The organism is Propionicicella superfundia DSM 22317, from assembly GCF_000423465.1.
Classification (GTDB): domain Bacteria; phylum Actinomycetota; class Actinomycetes; order Propionibacteriales; family Propionibacteriaceae; genus Propionicicella; species Propionicicella superfundia.
In genome coordinates, this window is record NZ_AUIA01000013.1 from 18095 (window position 1) to 33183 (window position 15089).

At 64.3% G+C, this 15089-nt stretch carries 17 protein-coding genes and 2 pseudogenes; 7 read left to right on the top strand and 12 right to left on the bottom strand.

Annotated features, from left to right (window positions below):
- Window positions 1-32 precede the first annotated feature (32 nt).
- Window positions 33-452: a heavy metal-responsive transcriptional regulator gene (locus G555_RS0101760; RefSeq protein WP_425413815.1), complete on the top strand. Its 420-nt coding sequence runs from the start codon at window positions 33-35 to the stop codon at window positions 450-452.
- 287 nt (window positions 453-739) lie between these two features.
- On the opposite strand, the gene G555_RS0101765 is transcribed toward G555_RS0101760, so the two are convergent.
- The 12 genes and pseudogenes from G555_RS0101765 to G555_RS0101810 all read right to left on the bottom strand — a co-directional run bounded on the left by G555_RS0101765 (window position 740) and on the right by G555_RS0101810 (window position 10987).
- A complete protein-coding gene (locus G555_RS0101765) occupies window positions 740-3172 on the bottom strand; it encodes a DEAD/DEAH box helicase family protein (protein ID WP_211223135.1) in 2433 nt (810 codons plus the stop codon).
- A 130-nt stretch (window positions 3173-3302) separates the two neighbouring features.
- The gene (locus G555_RS17275) at window positions 3303-4052 is read right to left on the bottom strand and encodes a hypothetical protein (protein WP_211223136.1); all 750 of its coding nucleotides are present in this window, start codon (window positions 4050-4052) and stop codon (window positions 3303-3305) included.
- A 201-nt stretch (window positions 4053-4253) separates the two neighbouring features.
- Window positions 4254-4409 (bottom strand): ANTAR domain-containing protein, encoded by a 156-nt coding sequence (locus tag G555_RS23330; protein ID WP_211223137.1) that lies wholly within the window; start codon window positions 4407-4409, stop codon window positions 4254-4256.
- Window positions 4364-4888 (bottom strand): PAS domain-containing protein, encoded by a 525-nt coding sequence (locus tag G555_RS21640; RefSeq protein WP_211223138.1) that lies wholly within the window; start codon window positions 4886-4888, stop codon window positions 4364-4366. The genes G555_RS23330 and G555_RS21640 overlap by 46 nt, the downstream gene beginning before the upstream one ends.
- A 313-nt stretch (window positions 4889-5201) precedes the next feature.
- A complete protein-coding gene (locus G555_RS0101780) occupies window positions 5202-6476 on the bottom strand; it encodes an MFS transporter (RefSeq protein ID WP_028707548.1) in 1275 nt (424 codons plus the stop codon).
- A gap of 106 nt (window positions 6477-6582) precedes the next feature.
- Window positions 6583-7995, bottom strand: coding sequence for an MBL fold metallo-hydrolase (locus G555_RS0101785; protein ID WP_028707549.1), 1413 nt, complete (start codon window positions 7993-7995; stop codon window positions 6583-6585).
- Between the two features lie 225 nt (window positions 7996-8220).
- Window positions 8221-8541 (bottom strand): annotated as a pseudogene (locus G555_RS22980) (rhodanese-like domain-containing protein); the annotation flags it as partial.
- On the bottom strand, window positions 8504-8866 hold the full coding sequence (locus G555_RS0101790) for a thioredoxin family protein (RefSeq protein WP_028707550.1): 363 nt from the start codon (window positions 8864-8866) through the stop codon (window positions 8504-8506). The pseudogene G555_RS22980 and the gene G555_RS0101790, both read right to left, overlap by 38 nt.
- A gap of 57 nt (window positions 8867-8923) precedes the next feature.
- Window positions 8924-9220, bottom strand: a complete 297-nt coding sequence (locus tag G555_RS0101795; protein ID WP_028707551.1) for a rhodanese-like domain-containing protein — start codon at window positions 9218-9220, stop codon at window positions 8924-8926.
- A 32-nt stretch (window positions 9221-9252) separates the two neighbouring features.
- Window positions 9253-9594 carry a rhodanese-like domain-containing protein gene (locus G555_RS0101800; RefSeq protein ID WP_028707552.1) on the bottom strand — a complete coding sequence of 114 codons (342 nt, stop codon included), beginning with the start codon at window positions 9592-9594 and terminating at the stop codon, window positions 9253-9255.
- 23 nt (window positions 9595-9617) lie between these two features.
- A complete protein-coding gene (locus tag G555_RS0101805) occupies window positions 9618-10376 on the bottom strand; it encodes a sulfite exporter TauE/SafE family protein (RefSeq protein ID WP_028707553.1) in 759 nt (252 codons plus the stop codon).
- A complete protein-coding gene (locus tag G555_RS0101810) occupies window positions 10373-10987 on the bottom strand; it encodes a rhodanese-like domain-containing protein (protein WP_028707554.1) in 615 nt (204 codons plus the stop codon). The genes G555_RS0101805 and G555_RS0101810 overlap by 4 nt, the downstream gene beginning before the upstream one ends.
- A gap of 122 nt (window positions 10988-11109) precedes the next feature.
- Here G555_RS0101810 and G555_RS0101815 point away from each other — a divergent pair, with 122 nt between their 5' ends.
- The 6 genes and pseudogenes from G555_RS0101815 (at window position 11110) to G555_RS0101840 (ending at window position 15088) form a co-directional block, all read left to right on the top strand.
- Window positions 11110-11367 (top strand): metal-sensitive transcriptional regulator, encoded by a 258-nt coding sequence (locus tag G555_RS0101815; protein WP_028707555.1) that lies wholly within the window; start codon window positions 11110-11112, stop codon window positions 11365-11367.
- Between the two features lie 34 nt (window positions 11368-11401).
- Window positions 11402-11818: a DUF302 domain-containing protein gene (locus tag G555_RS0101820; RefSeq protein WP_028707556.1), complete on the top strand. Its 417-nt coding sequence runs from the start codon at window positions 11402-11404 to the stop codon at window positions 11816-11818.
- A 1-nt stretch (window position 11819) separates the two neighbouring features.
- Window positions 11820-12200, top strand: a complete 381-nt coding sequence (locus G555_RS0101825) for a DsrE family protein (protein ID WP_211223140.1) — start codon at window positions 11820-11822, stop codon at window positions 12198-12200.
- 902 nt (window positions 12201-13102) lie between these two features.
- Window positions 13103-13699: a recombinase family protein gene (locus G555_RS0101835; protein ID WP_036920721.1), complete on the top strand. Its 597-nt coding sequence runs from the start codon at window positions 13103-13105 to the stop codon at window positions 13697-13699.
- A 6-nt stretch (window positions 13700-13705) separates the two neighbouring features.
- Window positions 13706-13888, top strand: a pseudogene (locus G555_RS23180) (helix-turn-helix domain-containing protein); the annotation flags it as partial.
- A gap of 168 nt (window positions 13889-14056) precedes the next feature.
- Window positions 14057-15088, top strand: a complete 1032-nt coding sequence (locus G555_RS0101840; RefSeq protein WP_245581165.1) for a Mu transposase C-terminal domain-containing protein — start codon at window positions 14057-14059, stop codon at window positions 15086-15088.
- The last annotated feature ends 1 nt before the right edge of the window (window position 15089 follow it).

A 15089-nucleotide genomic window follows, 5' to 3' on the forward strand; every position in this document is an offset into this window, starting at 1 on the left:
CCACTCCTGAAAGAATGGACCTTAAAGTATGCTTGAAGGTCAAGTCGGTGGCGGAGGTGACGATGCGGATCGGGGAACTCGCGGGGAAGGCGAAGACGAGGGCGTCCACGCTGCGGTACTACGAGGCGCGCGGGCTGCTCCAACCGCCGGAGCGCACCCCGGCTGGGTACCGCAACTACGGCGACGAGGCGGTGCAGCGGCTCGAATTCATCGACCGGGCCCGCGCAGCAGGGCTCACTCTCGCGCAAACCGCCGAGATCCTCGAAGTACGTGACGCGGGCGGGTCGCCGTGCGGTCATGTTCGAGACCTTCTCGACCGGCGACTGGTCGAGATCGACGAGCAGCTCGAGCAGCTCCGCCTGCTCCGTACCAGCGTCGCCGACCTACGCGCGAACGCAGCACAGACGCCGCCGGAGGTCTGCACACCCGAGTCGATCTGCCGGTACCTCTGACCAATCGGCTGAAGGGTCTTGCTGCCCGGAGGGAACCGTTGTCTTGTCCGCGTAAGGTTGTCGCGCTCGCGGTAGTTCGTCAGGAACTCGTAGAACGTGTACGACTGCGCGGTCGGGCTTGAAGTTCCAGAGCAGGAAGGAGCCGACGGGGTATCCGTGCCTCAGACAAATTCACGATGGATAGCTGGCATCAGATACTCGCGCTTGCGGATGGCGGTGAGCATCTCCTCGATGCTGCACGGGGTCTAGAAGTACATGCGGCTCTCTCGATTCGGGCTGACGGGTGGTCAGACTGCGGTCTCGTCGTTGACGGCGACGACGGTGTCGTAGAGGCCGTAGCGGCGCAGGCCCTTGTGGGACTCGATGCCGGTGTAGGACAAGGAGGAGTCCTCGTAGCGGCGGAAGGCGAAGACGGCCTGGTTCATATGGGTGGCGTTAAAGACGCCGAGATTCACGAGGAGGTGGAAGTCCTCGACGGTCAGTCCGGTGACGGTGCGGAACAAGCCGGGTTCGAGCTTGGTGATGACGTCGGTAAGAGTGTTCTCACGGAAGTCGGTCAGGTACATGAACGCAGGGACGCGGGTGGCGAACTTGACCAGCTTCTCCTGAATCTGCGTCCGCTTGGACTTGTACTCCTTCTCCTCCTCCGTCAACTCCTTCTTCTCCGCCGGAGTAATGTCGTCGCCCTTCTCCTTCTTCGCCTTCTTCACGGCGTCGCTCTTGTTCACGACGGTCTCGAAAATGTCGCTGCCGAGCGCGCGGAAGCCTTCGATGTTCATGACGGCGTTGAGGGCGTCGGGGTTGTTCATGATCTTGCGCAGGGTGTCGTTGTCGACGTTGACGAGGATTGCGGACTCCCACTTGCGGGCCAGGAGGGTCGCGGAGGTGCCCGACATGGCGATGTCGAGGATGCCGCCGGCATCGACCTGGGTCATATTCGACCCGTCGTACGCCAACACGGGCAGGAACTTCACGAGCTCCTCGACGGCTTGCTCAGGGTTCGGCGTCTCCGGCGAGAGACCGGCGCCGTAGTCGGCGATCTGACGCAGCGCGCGAGTGGGCGCGAAGTCGAACACGAAGCACACAGGCTTGAGGACTGCTTCGGCGCTCGGGTTGTCTCCGTCGGGATTCTTGATCGACCACGGTGACTGTACGCGGAACGCTGCCTGAAAGTAGGTCTCGGGTGAGTTGAGGTTGCGCAACATCAGGATCGAGGACCACTGCTTGACGGTGACGCCCGTGGTGAGCTTGCCGCACGACAGGGTGATCGTCTTGGTGTCGTGGCCGTCGCCGATCGCCGCCCGCACTGGCGGGAGAGCATCCAGCCCGATGCCCGCGCCGGGACCCGCGACGACGAGGACCTTGTAGTCGTGCCAGAACACGTTCTGCTTCTCCGCGAGCAGGTTCGACATTGCCTCGCAGGCAGCAACGTTGGGCAGGAACCAGAACGAGTGCTGAAGGTACGGCAGGAGTCGGACATCGGAGTACGGGAATGGCGGGCGGGTGCCCATCCGCATCGCGTCGACCTGGGTGGGAAGGTGAGCGCCGCGGACGAGATCGAGCCACTTCTGCACGTCGGTCTTGTGGGTGAACTCGGCGTCCTTACCGATGCCCTTTGCCTCGAAGAACTCGTTGAGGTCGAACTCGTCGAACTCTCCCTGATTCGCAACGGCAATCAACTCGTCAGGCATCTGGTACGTGAACAGACGCATCTCCGGGAGCGACCCGTACGGGTTCCAGGCGTCCGGTTGCGCGACGGCGTACTCGGCCTTGGCGCGCTGCTCATCGGTGTAGGTCCAGTTGAAGATTTGCTCCTCGATGAACTCACCGGTTGCCAGCGCCTTGAATGGCGTGCCCGACAGGTACAGGTAGGCGCGGGTGGTGATCGGCAGGAAGTCGTCCTCGTCGTTGCCGAGTTCGTCAAGCTCCTCGTCGAAGGCCACGAGGCCGTCGTTGTACTCCGCGGCCAGTTCCTTCTGCTTGACTTTCTCGTCCTCGCCCTCGAACAGCTCCTTGGCGGACTCTCGCCACGCACCGAAGTGGTATTCATCGAAGATGACGAGGTCCCAGTTGGTGGTGTGGACCCACTCGTTCTTCGCCTTGATGAGGCCGGTCTTCCGATCTCGCCCGAGCAGGTCCTGGAACGATCCGAAGTAGACCAGTGGCCGAGTCTTGTCCGCCTCATCTGGGCTGCCCCCGGTGGCCGAGGAGACGTACTGCCAGCCGTCGAAGTCGGCGTGAGACTCCAGGTCGGTCTGCCAGGCGTCCTCCACTGCGGGCTTGAAGGTGACCACGAGGATGCGTTTGGCGCCGAGCCGCTTCGCGAGTTGGTAGGAGGCGAAGGTCTTCCCGAAGCGCATCTTGGCGTTCCACAGGAACCGTGGCACCGCGTGAGAGTCCTCGGCCCAGATGGACTCGTAGTAGCCCTCGGTCTTATCGACGGCGCTGACCTGCTCCGGGCGCATCGGGAACGTCTCGTGATGGGTGCCACTGAGCTTCACGCCCGTACGCAACTCAGTGATCGCCGTACGGACATCGTCCGGGGTGCAGCGCATCCACTCTCGTGCTGAGCCGAAGATCGGGTTCTCGAAGCCCTTGTCGATCAGCCGTTGACGCACATCTAAGTCGCGAAAGACCGACCCGTCACCGCGCTCGGCGAGTTCGTCAACGTGCAGCATGTAGGCCTGCTGCATCTGCCCTTGAGACTCTCGGATGCGCACATTCACATCCGTCTTCGTTGTCTGCCCGACCTTGAGAAGTCCTGCATATCCTGCTGGTGGATCGTTCGGCGACCACGCGTAGATACGCAGCCTCGATTCGGGCCTCGCCGGGAAAAGCTCGCCGATGTCTCTACTCATCTGCGTTCAAATCCATCGGGCGGACGACCTTCTCTATGAAGGCGATCTCGTCGTCGGTAAGGCCATACCGGGCATATAGGTCGGCGTCGGTCCAGCGCTGCGTCCACGCCTGCCTGGGCACGAAACCGTAAACCTTACTCGTGACGTGCTGAGATGCCTTTCGGAGTTGGATCAGCAACCGCGGCAGTCGGCACGACAGGTATGAGAGGGCGCTCTCGGCCTCGCTCCTAGAGTCGAACAGTCCAATGCACAAGTAGGTTTCAGACGAAATCGTGCCGGGTTCGCCGAGGAACGGGGTACTGATGACTCGATGGGGGTAGGTGTCCTTATTTCCCGTGCCAGGCGCCGCATAGCCGACGAACACCTTCCACTTGTCGACCAGGTTGCTGCCCGAGGGGATGGCGTCTCTTGCGATGTAGCCTGGGCTGCCATTCTGGTAGACCAAAACATCATCTGCACCGCGCGTCGTCTTGCCACGGAACGTCGTCTCAAGACCGAACGGCTTTCGAGAACTAACCAGTTCCTCGAACCGTTGCCCCGGAGGGAGTGTGAGGCCGTCGGACGTTCCTGTGTCGGTGGCCACAACTTTCTTGAGGATGGAGACCCCTTCGTTGAAGCGAATGAACACGTCGGCACCGGCCTCGAGTAGTGGCCTCGTATCGACCGAGTCTTCCCATCCCTTGAAGTGGGTCGTGACCTCGCAAGTCCCGGGGTGGTCGCGGTCCCAGAGGAAGTAACTCACACCGCCCTTGAGGCCGACACCGGGGAACACATCCGAAGCGCTGAGGAAGTCGTCGATGGAGCGGAGTCGTGTGAATGTTGGCGGTAAATGGCGGTCTTTCTTCGGCGCTAAGTGTCGCCTTGCTGATCGCTAAGCGCTCCCGACCACCTGCAGAGCGTCATGCATTACCAAGACACCGGAGCCGCCCGCGCCGCCCAGAGGCTATTCGTGTGGTCTGTCAGCTGTTGGGTCGCCGCCGGGGCTGGTGGCCCGGTTGATGATGTCCAGGGCAATGGCATGTACCTTCAGGTTCTTGTCCTGGCTCATCTGGTTCATGAGCTCGTATGCTCTGTCCGCGCCGATCCCGGTTTTTCCCATGAGGATGCCCTTGGCTTGCTCGATGTAGTCCCGATTTTGCGCGCCGACGCTGCCACGGCTTCGGTGGCGAGCTGGTGCCGGTCGGTATGGATGGACTGCGTTATGTCAGCTACAGAGCCCCAAACGCCCACCGGTGTGCTGCCGTCGAGGATGTAGTCCGCTGTCAGGAGCAGCTTGTGCTGCCGATCTTTGCGGTCCCGGATGGAGATGTAAATCGAGGAAGGTCCGCCATGGGAGGACACATGGTCCCAGTATGCCTGGACCGTTTCCCGGTCCTCAGGTTCAATATGGGCCAGCGCCATCTCCATGGACGGAACGACGTCTCCGCGCTCATAGCCGTAGATCCGGTACAGCCCGTCAGACCAGTGAAACCGGTTATCGGCGAAGGAGTATTCGACCAGTCCGGTGGGGCAGTCGAGGAAGGCGTGGTGCGGTAGGTTACTGGACGCACGCTCGCCCAGAGAAGGATGGAATGACAAGCAGGGACCATTCGACGCGAGGGGAGCCCGCCCCCCCTGCTGAGCCGGAATTCAACAGACAGATTACAACAACCTTTCGGCAGGAATGACGCCTAGTTCGGGCGTCTTGGGTTCGACTCTGGGATTCGGGGCAGAACCCCGTGTGGGGCGTCCGGGAAGCGATGAGGGGCGTTTCCCTGACCGGACCTTGGGCTTTCTTCAGCGCCGTATTCAGGTCGGCCGGTGCAGTGTCGCGCTCACAGGGACAGCGTTGGATTACCGGTACTCACCGCGCAGTTATTCGGAGCCGTCGTATCGGGCTAAGTGACGGTTTCTATCCGGTGAGGTGGTCGTTGCCGCGCATGCGTACGGCGACCACTAGGCCGGAGGCGGCGGTAAGTGCAGCGACGGCGGCGATGGCTGTGGGTATCCCGTACAGGTCTGCGAGAAGACCTGAAAGGAGGGCGCCTATGGCGAAGCCGCCGTCACGCCAGAGCCGGTAGATTCCAACGGAGCGGGCACGCCATGTGGGGTGGGCGACGTCTCCGATGGCAGCCAGGAGGGCGGGGTAGACCATGGCTGTTCCGAGCCCGAGGAGGATTGCGGCGATGAGCCAGGGTCCGAAGCTGTGGGAGGCGGCGACTAGGGCGAGTCCGGCGGCTTGGACGATCATTCCTGCCGTGATGAACCATTTGCGGCCCCACCGGTCTGAGGCGGCACCGGTGAGTAGTTGTGCGACGCCCCAGACCGCGGGATAAACGGCGGCCAAAATCCCTGTCTGGCTCAGACTCAGCCCGGAGGCGGCGAATAAGACCGGAAAGAGGCCCCAGGCGAGGCCGTCGTTGAGGTTGTTCACCAGGCCGGCCTGGCTGGCTGCGGAGAGTGAGCGGTCTTTGAAGCTGGTGAGGGTGAAAACCTGGCCTGTGGTGAGGCCGGCATGGGCACGGCTATGTGTGCTGACGTGCTGGGAGGCTTCCGTTTTGGCGTGGTGGTGGGTCTCGCGCACGGTCAGGACTGACAGGCCCAACCCGAGGGCGATGTAGGCGGCTCCGAGGAGGAACGGGCCGGGCCGGAGCCCGTACGCGGAAGCGATATATCCGGTCGCCAGGGCTGTGACGGCGACTCCGAGGTAGCCTGCCGCTTCGTTCAGACCCATGGCAAGGCCACGCTGTTTCGGGCCGGTGAGGTCCATTTTCATGATCACGGCCGTGGACCAGGTCAGGCCCTGGCTGACGCCCAGCAGGACGTTGGCCGCGACGATCCAGCCCCAGGACGGGCCGAAGATGAGCATGAGCGGCACGGGAATCGCTACGAGCCAGCCGTAGATGAGGACGGGTTTGCGTCCGTAACGGTCAGCGAGCGTTCCCGCGAAGTAGTTCATGGCGGCCTTGGCCAGGCCGAAGGCCAGGATGTAGGTCAGCGCGCTGGTGTACAGGTCGAGGTGGAATTCCTGGGAGGCGAGCAGGGGCAGGACGGTGCGTTCCTGGCCCAGGGTGCCGCCCACCAGCGCGTTGACGGTGACCAGCAGCATGAACTGCGGCAGATTCTGCCGCAGGCCCAGCACGGCACGGGTGGAGTCCAGGGTGCCTCCCTCCTTTGTTCTGGCCATTCCTGGGTACTCGCTTTCATTCCGGAGACATAACGGTGCCCGGACGCGCGGGGAACGCGTCCGGGGGCCCGGGCAGGAGGGGGTCCTGCCCGGGCGGTCTGTGGGGTTACTTGGCTGAGACGGCGTTCTGGCGCGTCTGCTGCCACATGGTCCAGGCGGCGTAGCTGCCGTCGAGTTCGACCACGTTGTACCCGGCGCGGCGCAGGGCGCTGGCCGCGACGGAGTTCCGCACGCCGGACTGGCAGTAGGACACGATGGTCCCCTCAGCGGGCAGTTCATCCAGGTGCCACATGACCCGCCCGCCGCTGAGCTGGTAGGAGCCCGGGATGTGGCCGGCCTGATGCTCGGTCTTGTTGCGGACATCGAGGACCATGGCCGCGTCAAAGCCCTCGAGTTCCTCGGGCTGGATCAGCTTCGGCGTGAACGTGGGCAGCCCGTCGAGGCTGGTGACGTAGCCGGCCACGTTGTCGACGCCCACACGGACCAAGTGGTCCCACATGTCCTGGGCCTGCTCCTGACCGTCCGCCAGGAGCACCAGCGGGTTCTTGTCCGTTTCCGGGTTCACGACCCAGGCGCCGTAGCTGGCCACGGACTTCCCGGCGGGGATGTTCAGGGAACGCGCGACCGTGCCTTCGTGGACCTCTCCATTGGAACGGGTGTCGACGAAGGTCAGGGTGTCCGCTTCCAGGCCCGCAGCCACGGTGGCGGTAGCGATTTCGGGCAGCGGCGTGCGTTCACCCATCACGGCGGGCCCTTCACGGTTTTCGCGCTTCATGCGGCCGAAGTAGGCGTGGGCGTCGGGCTGGCCGTCCAGGAGTTCGTCAATGAATCCCTGCTCGTCGTTCGCAGCGAGGTAGGGTCCCCACCAGGCATAGAGGCGTTCGTAGCCCACGGTGGAGGAGGGGATGGCACCGAGGGCCTTGCCGCAGGCGCTGCCGGCGCCGTGGGCGGGGTGGACCTGGACGTAGTCCGGCAGGGTCAGGAATTTGTCTCGGAGGCTGGCGAACAGTTGCTTTGCGCCCTCGAAGCGGGTGTCGATGCCGCCGGCTGCCTCGTCCAGCAGGTCCGGGCGGCCCAAGTCGCCGGAGAACACAAAGTCGCCCGAGAGCAGGTAGCCGGGCTGGTCGCTGAACGCGCCGTCGGTCACCAGGAAGGACAGGTGTTCCGGGGTGTGGCCCGGGGTGTGGAGGGCCTGGATGCTGATGTTGCCGATGGTGATCTTGTCGCCGTCGTAGAGGCGTTCGCCGTCGAATTCGTACTGCCAGTCCGGTCCGCCTTCACCGGAGACGTAGATCTTCGCGCCGGTGGCAGCGGCGAGTTCGCGGGTGCCGGAGAGGTAGTCGGCGTGGATGTGGGTTTCGGTGACGGCGATGATCTTCATGCCGTTCTTCTCAGCCAGTTCCTGGTACACGGCGATGTCGCGGCGGCCGTCCACCACAACGGCGGTGCCGTTGGCCTGGCAGCCGATCAGGTAGCTGGCCTGGGCGAGGTCTTCGTCGTAAATGCGCTCGATAAGCATCAGGTGCTCTCCTTGAGTTGAAAGGGGTTTGAAGGTTTGTTCTGAATCAAGTGTAGATACCCCCGAGGGTATCTTGCAAGCGGGTTGCGGCCTCGGCCGTTTTAGCTGTGGAACAGTCTGTGCAGGTGCCTGCGCAGGCCTGCCCAGGCAGGTCCGGGGTTGTTCCCGTGAGGGGCTTTCCGGGGTGTGGTGATAGGTGACGGGGTGGCCTGCCCGGTACCACTCGGTGATCCCTCCGGCGACGTTGACGGTGTGGTATCCGCGGTCGGTGAGGATCCGTGCGGCCTGGCTGCTGCGTTTCCCTGACCCGCACATGAGGTACAGCGTTCCGCCGGGCAGGTCGGCAAGCCGGGAGGGCAGTTCGTCCAGGGGGATGTTCAGGCTCCCCGGGACGTGTGCGGTCGCGTGCTCTTCGCGGCTCCGCACGTCCACCAGTGTGGCGCGGGGCCAGACCGTGGCGAGTTCGTCTGCCGTGACAGTGCGGTACGCCTGTCCGGCTGGCATCGCTTTAAGCGTGTTGAGGTCCGGCCTGGGAGTGGAGTTCATTCATGTCCAGGTTCTTGACGGCCTGGATGACTTCTTCGAAGCCGGTGGCGTTGAGGGCTCCGGGCTGGGAGAAGACCAGGGTCTTGTCCTTGAAGGCCATCAGAGTCGGGATGGAGGTGATCTTCGCGGCGGCGGCGAGGGCCTGTTCTGCTTCGGTGTCGACCTTGGCGAAGGTGATGTCCGGGTGCCGTTCTGCTGCGGCGCCGTAGGTGGGTGCGAACTGGCGGCACGGGCCGCACCAGGCTGCCCAGAAGTCAACGAAGACGATCTCGCTGTTCTCCAGGGTCTGCGCGAAGCTCTGTTCGGTGATGTCGATGGTTGCCATCGTCTTTCGTGTCCTTTCGGGGCGTGGTGTGGGGTGTGCGGCGGCGGGGCGGTAAGGCTAGGTGGTGGGGAGTCCCGCGCGGGTCCAGGCGGTCATGCCGCCGGCCATGGTGTCCGCTGTGTAGCCGGCCCCGTTGAGAGCATCGGCCACGGCGGCGCTGCGGTTTCCGCTGCGGCAGACCGCGATCACGGGAACGGCGGGGTCAAGTTCGGCCAGGCGTGCCTGCAGCTGGCCCATGGGGATGTGCAGGGCTCCGGGGATCATGCCTTCAGCGACCTCGAAGTCCTCGCGGACATCGAGGATGCGGGCGGTAGTGCGGCGCTGGTCGGTGTCGGTGATGGTGATTTCAGCCATGATGTTTTCTCCTTCGAAATGGTGTGCTGGTGTTAGCGGACGGGTTCGCCGGCTGCGCGCCAGGCGCCCATGCCGCCGCGCAGCGAATACGCCCTATACCCCTGGGAGGCCAGGAGCCGGGCCGCTGACGCGGAGCGGACCCCGGAGGCGCAGACGGCAATCACGGGACGGGTCTTCTGGATTCCGGCGGTGCTGCCCTGGAGCCGGTCCAGGGGGATGTGTTTGGCCTGCGGCGCCCTGCCGGTCCGCCATTCCTGGGCGGAGCGGACATCTATCAGCACGGCGCCGGAGGCCAGGAGGTCCTTGGCCTCAGCTACCGAGACCGTTGCGTAAGGCTTGCTGAAGGCTTTTTTCAGGGAGCTGATGAGTCCCATGGTGTTCTCCTCTAGTGGATGGGTCAGGCGGTGACCGTGCCGGCGGTGACCCACGCCGCGACGGCAAAGATGAGTACCGCGAACGAGATGCGGATGTGCGTATCTTTCAGGCGGCGGGCGAACCGGGCGGCAACCAGTGATCCCACGATGGCCGGGAAGGCGAACGCCAGGGTGGTGGCCCAGTCGATGCTGTAGCCGGCCGCGTGGGCGCTGAAACCCGCGGCGGAGTTGATGACGATGATGGCCAGCGAGGTTCCCACGGCCTGTTTCATGCGCAGGCCCAGGAAGATGGTCAGCGCGGGTGTGATGAGGAAGCCGCCGCCCACGCCGAGCAGCCCGGTGAGGAACCCGACGAGCAGGCCCACGCCGACAGCCTTGGGGGCGCAGGTCCGGAAGGCCCTGTGCGGCCCAGTGCTGCAGGAGCCCTCAGTTTCGCGGGGCTTCATGAGCATCCTGATGCCAGCTGCCACCATGATCACGGCGAAGGCAAGCATCAGGATGTTCGGGTCCAGCAGTTTGCCCACGGCCGCGCCGGCCCAGGCTGCCGGGATGCCGGCAGCCCCGACCAGGGCGATGACGGGCCAGTTCAGGCCCTCCCGGACCCTGGGCAGCAGCGCGGCCAGTGAGGATACGCCCACGACCAACAGCGATGTGGGAATCGCCTGCGCCGGGGTCATGCCCACCCCGTACACCAGGGCGGGAACGGCGATAATGGACCCGCCGCCGCCCACCACACCCAGGACAATGCCGACGACGAGCCCCAGAGCCAGGGCTGGAATCATGCCGCTGCGCCCTCAACCGTCTGCTGGGGAAGCTGCAGGATGGCGCTCTCACGGGTGGGCTCCTGGGTGGCCTTGTTCCACGGCATGGCCGAGATGGCCTTGCCCATGGCGTAGGTGTTGGTCGCGGCCGAGAACGTCAGGCCGGTCCCGATGACCCCGGCAAGAGTGCGGATCTTCGGAGAGACGAACCTGCCCCCCGCCAGGCCCAGGACCACCAGGGAGCCGGCCACGAGGCGGACCTGCCGCTCAAGGTCCCAGCGGTCCTTACCCTTGACGACGTCCCCGCCGGCAGCGGCGAAACCAGGCGCCCCGCCCGTGAGGACGTAGGCGGTGTCGATTCCGGCCTTGGCCAGGCGCTGGCGGGCCTGCTCGGCGCGCACGCCGGACTGGCAGACCAGAACCACACGGGAACCCAGGCGGGCTGCGAGCTCGTCAGTGTGCTCGGACAAAAGCGGCAGCGGCACGTTGTAGGAGCCGCGGATGTGCATGGACTCGAACTCCGCGGCGGAGCGGACATCGATCACCACAAGATCCTGATGCTCTGTGAACCAGGACTGGAGAGTTTCAGGGGCGAGTGCGGTAACGGTCGGTGCCGTGGAAGGGGGAGTCATGGTTGGCCTCTCGGAAGGGGTCGGGTGGATACCCCACCGAGTATTACAGATACCCCCGGGGGTAGTCAAAACACCCTAGGGGGTATAAGATTGAGGGACGTTATCGATAGTTGGAGAAACCCGTGGAACTCAATCCCTCAGAACTGACCCCCGTCATCAACCGACTCAAGCGCGCCCAGGGACAGCTGTCCGCCGTCACCCGCATGCTTGAAGAAGGCCGCGACTGCAAGGACGTCGTCACCCAGCTCGCCGCCGTATCGAAGGCGCTGGACCGGGCAGGCTTCGCGATCATCGCCACGGGCCTTGAGCAGTGCATCGTCCAGCAGGATGCAACGATGGACAAGAAAGACCTGGAGAAGCTCTTCCTCTCCCTCGCCTGACCAGACCAGCTGCCGAGCAGTCCAAAGGAGAACCATGACGTACACACTCACCGCAGCCGTTGACCTTCCCTGGGCCGAGGCCCTGGACCGCACCCGGGACGCCCTGTCAGTCCAGGGGTTCGGGATCCTCACGGAAATCAACGTCCGCTCCACCTTCGAAGCCAAGCTCGGCACTGACGCGGCGGAGGCCGTGGGAGACTACGTCATTCTCGGCGCCTGCAACCCCGCCCTGGCCAGCCGCGCCCTCGCCGCCGAACCCGAAATCGGTGCTCTCCTGCCCTGCAACGTCGTGGTGCGCCGGAATAAAGACGCACAGGTGACCACGGTGGAAGCCATCGACCCGCAGACCATGGTCCAGCTCAGCGCCGCCCCGGCAGTCAAAGAAGTAGCCGACGACGCCGGTACACGCCTCCGGAAAGCCCTCGCCGAGCTGGACGACGCGGCGAAGTAGAGTGTCCGACGAAACGACGGTTCCAGAGACTGGGCAGGCAGCACCCGGCCTGCTCATCCACTCAGCCGGCCCGCTCGAGGAGGCTGCCGCCGCCGGCGTCCTGCGCAGCGCCGCCAACGCCCGTGCCGCGCTCGGCCAGGGAGCGGGCATTGAAGTGGTCGTCCAGGGCCCCGGCGTCACACTCCTTGCCCACGGCACTCCCGCCACCGAAGCCATCACCAACGCCGGTCAGCTGGACATAGGCATCCTTGCCTGCGGCAACAGCATGCGCTCAGCAGGCATGGACGACAAAGACCTCGCCTCGGGCGTTGGCATGGTGCCCGCAGCCATCGCCCACTTGGCCCGGCGCCAATGGGAGGGCTGGGCCTACGCCAGGCTATAGCGTCAGTCCTGGAATCCATGAGGCAGGCCGCGTCGGCTAAGAAACACGGACGTACCGACGGTCTCGAACTACGCGGTGGTTCTCATCGACTGCACGGACGCGAGCAATGCCCGCTGCCGGGGGAAATGCGAGCACGTGCCGAACGTCCCGTTCAACGGCTAGGTCCAAGCAAGTGGAATCTTGGCCATCACCAAGGTCCGTTTCTCGGCTGCGGCTCTCGGATCAACGTCAGTCCCCGACACCAGGAGATGGTCGCCGCTGATGAGAGTGATTTCGCTCTTTCGGGCGGCCTGCAACCAGAGGGCAGTTTCCTCGTCCTGTGGGTCAAGACGCTCAAACCAGATCAGAGCGTCGTCAACCCATAGAGAGACAGCACCGTGAGCGGAAGCACGACACATGACGCTGCCGTCGGCCGGTTGAGCCTTCAAAGCGATGTCCGCAAAGTCGCTGCTGCACGCTCGCCTGAACCCTCGCCCCAGCATGTCCTCGGTCAGAAAAGAGTGCGACGCCTGACCTGCACCCTGGTTCCCGGGCATGCCGGATGACGTGGCCAAGGCAAGGAGCGCGTAGTGAAGCATCCCGAACGATCCGGCTATCCCGACCCGCAGCCGGGCTCCCAGAAATTCACCTGGCATAAATGATCCCCCCGATAAGCATTTCCCCGATGAAGCACGATAGTGCCCGGGTCAGCCTAGTCAACCGCACTGCAGGTATGGGCGACTGACAAAGGTCTCCGAAGGCGGTGTCTCGATAAACAAAAGCTTTTCAAGACACTGTTCAGGCGTCGGGAGGAGCCAGCTGCGGACTGAGAAACCCGGGCTGGCCGATGTCCCGGAAAGACGTCTCACCGTAAATCGTCTCAGCATAGCCTCGTGACGGGCTTTTTGAGTCAGAATGGCCTGATGAGGCAATTGGGCTACACACGGGTGAGTACGTCGAGCCAGGATGCCCAGTTGCAGCTCGACGCGCTGGTCTCCGCCGGCGTGCAGAAGCGCGATGTTTTTGCCGATGTGACCTCGGGAAGTAGGACGGCGATCGAGCGGCCTGGAATGAAGAGGCTCCTCGGGTACGCCGAGGAGGGCGACATCGTCGTTGTGTGGCGGGTTGATCGGCTGGGCCGGTCGTTGATCGACGTGCTGAACACCGTGAACCTGCTGCGCGAACGCGGCGTCCAGGTCCGATCCATCTCAGACGGTATCGACCCGGCGACCTCGACGGGCCGGTTGATGCTGAACATGCTCGCCACGTTGGCCGAGTATGAGCGCGAGCTGATCGTCGAGCGGGTCAATGCCGGCATTTCCGCTGCCAGGCAGAACGGAACGCGCTTTGGCCGGCCACTGACGGATCCGGTTGTCATTGCGGACAAGCTGGCGATCGCGCAGGACGCCCGGGCGAAGGGCCGCACCGCCGAAGATGCCGCCCGCCTCGTGGGCTGGAGCCGTGCCACGCTCTACCGCCACCAGCAAGCCCTCGCCGCCCGCGAGAGCACCGGAACTTAGGTAATCCTGAACGGCGAGGAGCGCTGGAAAGTCCTTCGACTTCACGTCGAGGACCAGATCCCGCTTGCCGCACTCGCCCGCGAAACCGGAATCAGCACCCGCACTCTTCAACGCTGGGTCCGGCTCTACCGAAGGGGTGGTGCGGGTGCTCTCGACCTGCATCCACGAGCCGATGCCGGCACGCGGCGCATAGACCCCGGATTGGCCAGGTTTATCGAGGGACTTGCACTGACGAGGCCCCGCCCGAGCATGGCAACGTTGCACAGACTCGCCGCGACTGAAGCGGGCAGAAGAGGCGCGCTGGCGCCGAGTTACTCCGTTGTCCGCGGGATCGTCCAGGCATTGGACCCTGCCCTGGTGACCCTGGCTCTCGAAGGTCCTGCATCCTTCCGGGACCGGCATGAACTTGTCCTTCGCCGCCGCGCCGACCGGCCCAACCAGGTATGGCAAGCGGACCACACCCAACTCGACATCCTCATCAACGGCGCCAATGGCAAACCCGACCGGCCCTGGCTGACGACAGTGATGGACGATTACTCCCGGGCGCTCTGCGGCTACACCGTCTTCACCGGTGCACCATCAGCGCTCAACACAGCTCTTGCCCTCCGGCAGGCGATCTGGCGCAAGAGTGACCCTAGCTGGGCGATGTGCGGGCTGCCCGACATCCTGCACGTGGATCACGGCTCCGACTTCACCAGCCACCACCTCGAACGCACCGCCATCGAGCTGCACGTCCGCATCATCCACTCGACCATCGGCCGTCCCCAGGGCCGAGGAAAGATCGAACGGTTCTTCGGGACCATCAACACCGAAGTTCTTCCCACCCTCCCAGGACACCTTGGGCCCGGGAACAGGAAACCACGCCCCACGCTCGACCTCCCGGGACTGGATCGCGCTATCGGAAGCTTCGTCGCCGCCTACAACGACCGGCCCCACAGCGAACTTGGTATCTCACCACGGGATGCTTGGGTCGCGGACGGTTGGCTTCCCCGGATGCCCGAATCCCTGGAGGGCCTCGACGGACTCCTCCTGGCAGTTCCAAAGAACCGGACCGTGCAACGCGACGGCATCCACTTTCAAGGCCAGCGCTACCTCTCGCCCACGTTGGCGCCCTTCGTGGGGCAAACCGTCACCATCCGCTACGACCCGCGAGACGTATCCGAGATCCGCGTTTACGACCACGACACCTTCGTTTGCGTCGCCATTGACGAAGATCACCCCAACCTTCGCTTGAGCCTGCGTGATATCGAGGCCGCCCGTAGAGCGCGCCGGAAGGAACTGCGCCGCACCATCAACGACCGCATTCCATCAGTCACCAGCCGTGAAGAACCGCACGCCACTGAACCAGTACGGCGTCGGCGCCGACTGCGCACCTACGAAGAGGACTAAT

Bases quoted from the DNA above. Each gene is read 5' to 3' on its own strand.
- G555_RS23330 (WP_211223137.1), bottom strand. From the start codon at position 4,409: ATGGGAAAAACCGGGATCGGCGCGGACAGAGCATACGAGCTCATGAAC.
- G555_RS0101780 (WP_028707548.1), bottom strand. From the start codon at position 6,476: ATGGCCAGAACAAAGGAGGGAGGCACCCTGGACTCCACCCGTGCCGTG.
- G555_RS0101785 (WP_028707549.1), bottom strand. From the start codon at position 7,995: ATGCTTATCGAGCGCATTTACGACGAAGACCTCGCCCAGGCCAGCTAC.
- G555_RS0101790 (WP_028707550.1), bottom strand. From the start codon at position 8,866: ATGGCAACCATCGACATCACCGAACAGAGCTTCGCGCAGACCCTGGAG.
- G555_RS0101795 (WP_028707551.1), bottom strand. From the start codon at position 9,220: ATGGCTGAAATCACCATCACCGACACCGACCAGCGCCGCACTACCGCC.
- G555_RS0101800 (WP_028707552.1), bottom strand. From the start codon at position 9,594: ATGGGACTCATCAGCTCCCTGAAAAAAGCCTTCAGCAAGCCTTACGCA.
- G555_RS0101805 (WP_028707553.1), bottom strand. From the start codon at position 10,376: ATGATTCCAGCCCTGGCTCTGGGGCTCGTCGTCGGCATTGTCCTGGGT.
- G555_RS0101810 (WP_028707554.1), bottom strand. From the start codon at position 10,987: ATGACTCCCCCTTCCACGGCACCGACCGTTACCGCACTCGCCCCTGAA.
- G555_RS0101820 (WP_028707556.1), top strand. From the start codon at position 11,402: ATGACGTACACACTCACCGCAGCCGTTGACCTTCCCTGGGCCGAGGCC.
- G555_RS0101835 (WP_036920721.1), top strand. From the start codon at position 13,103: ATGAGGCAATTGGGCTACACACGGGTGAGTACGTCGAGCCAGGATGCC.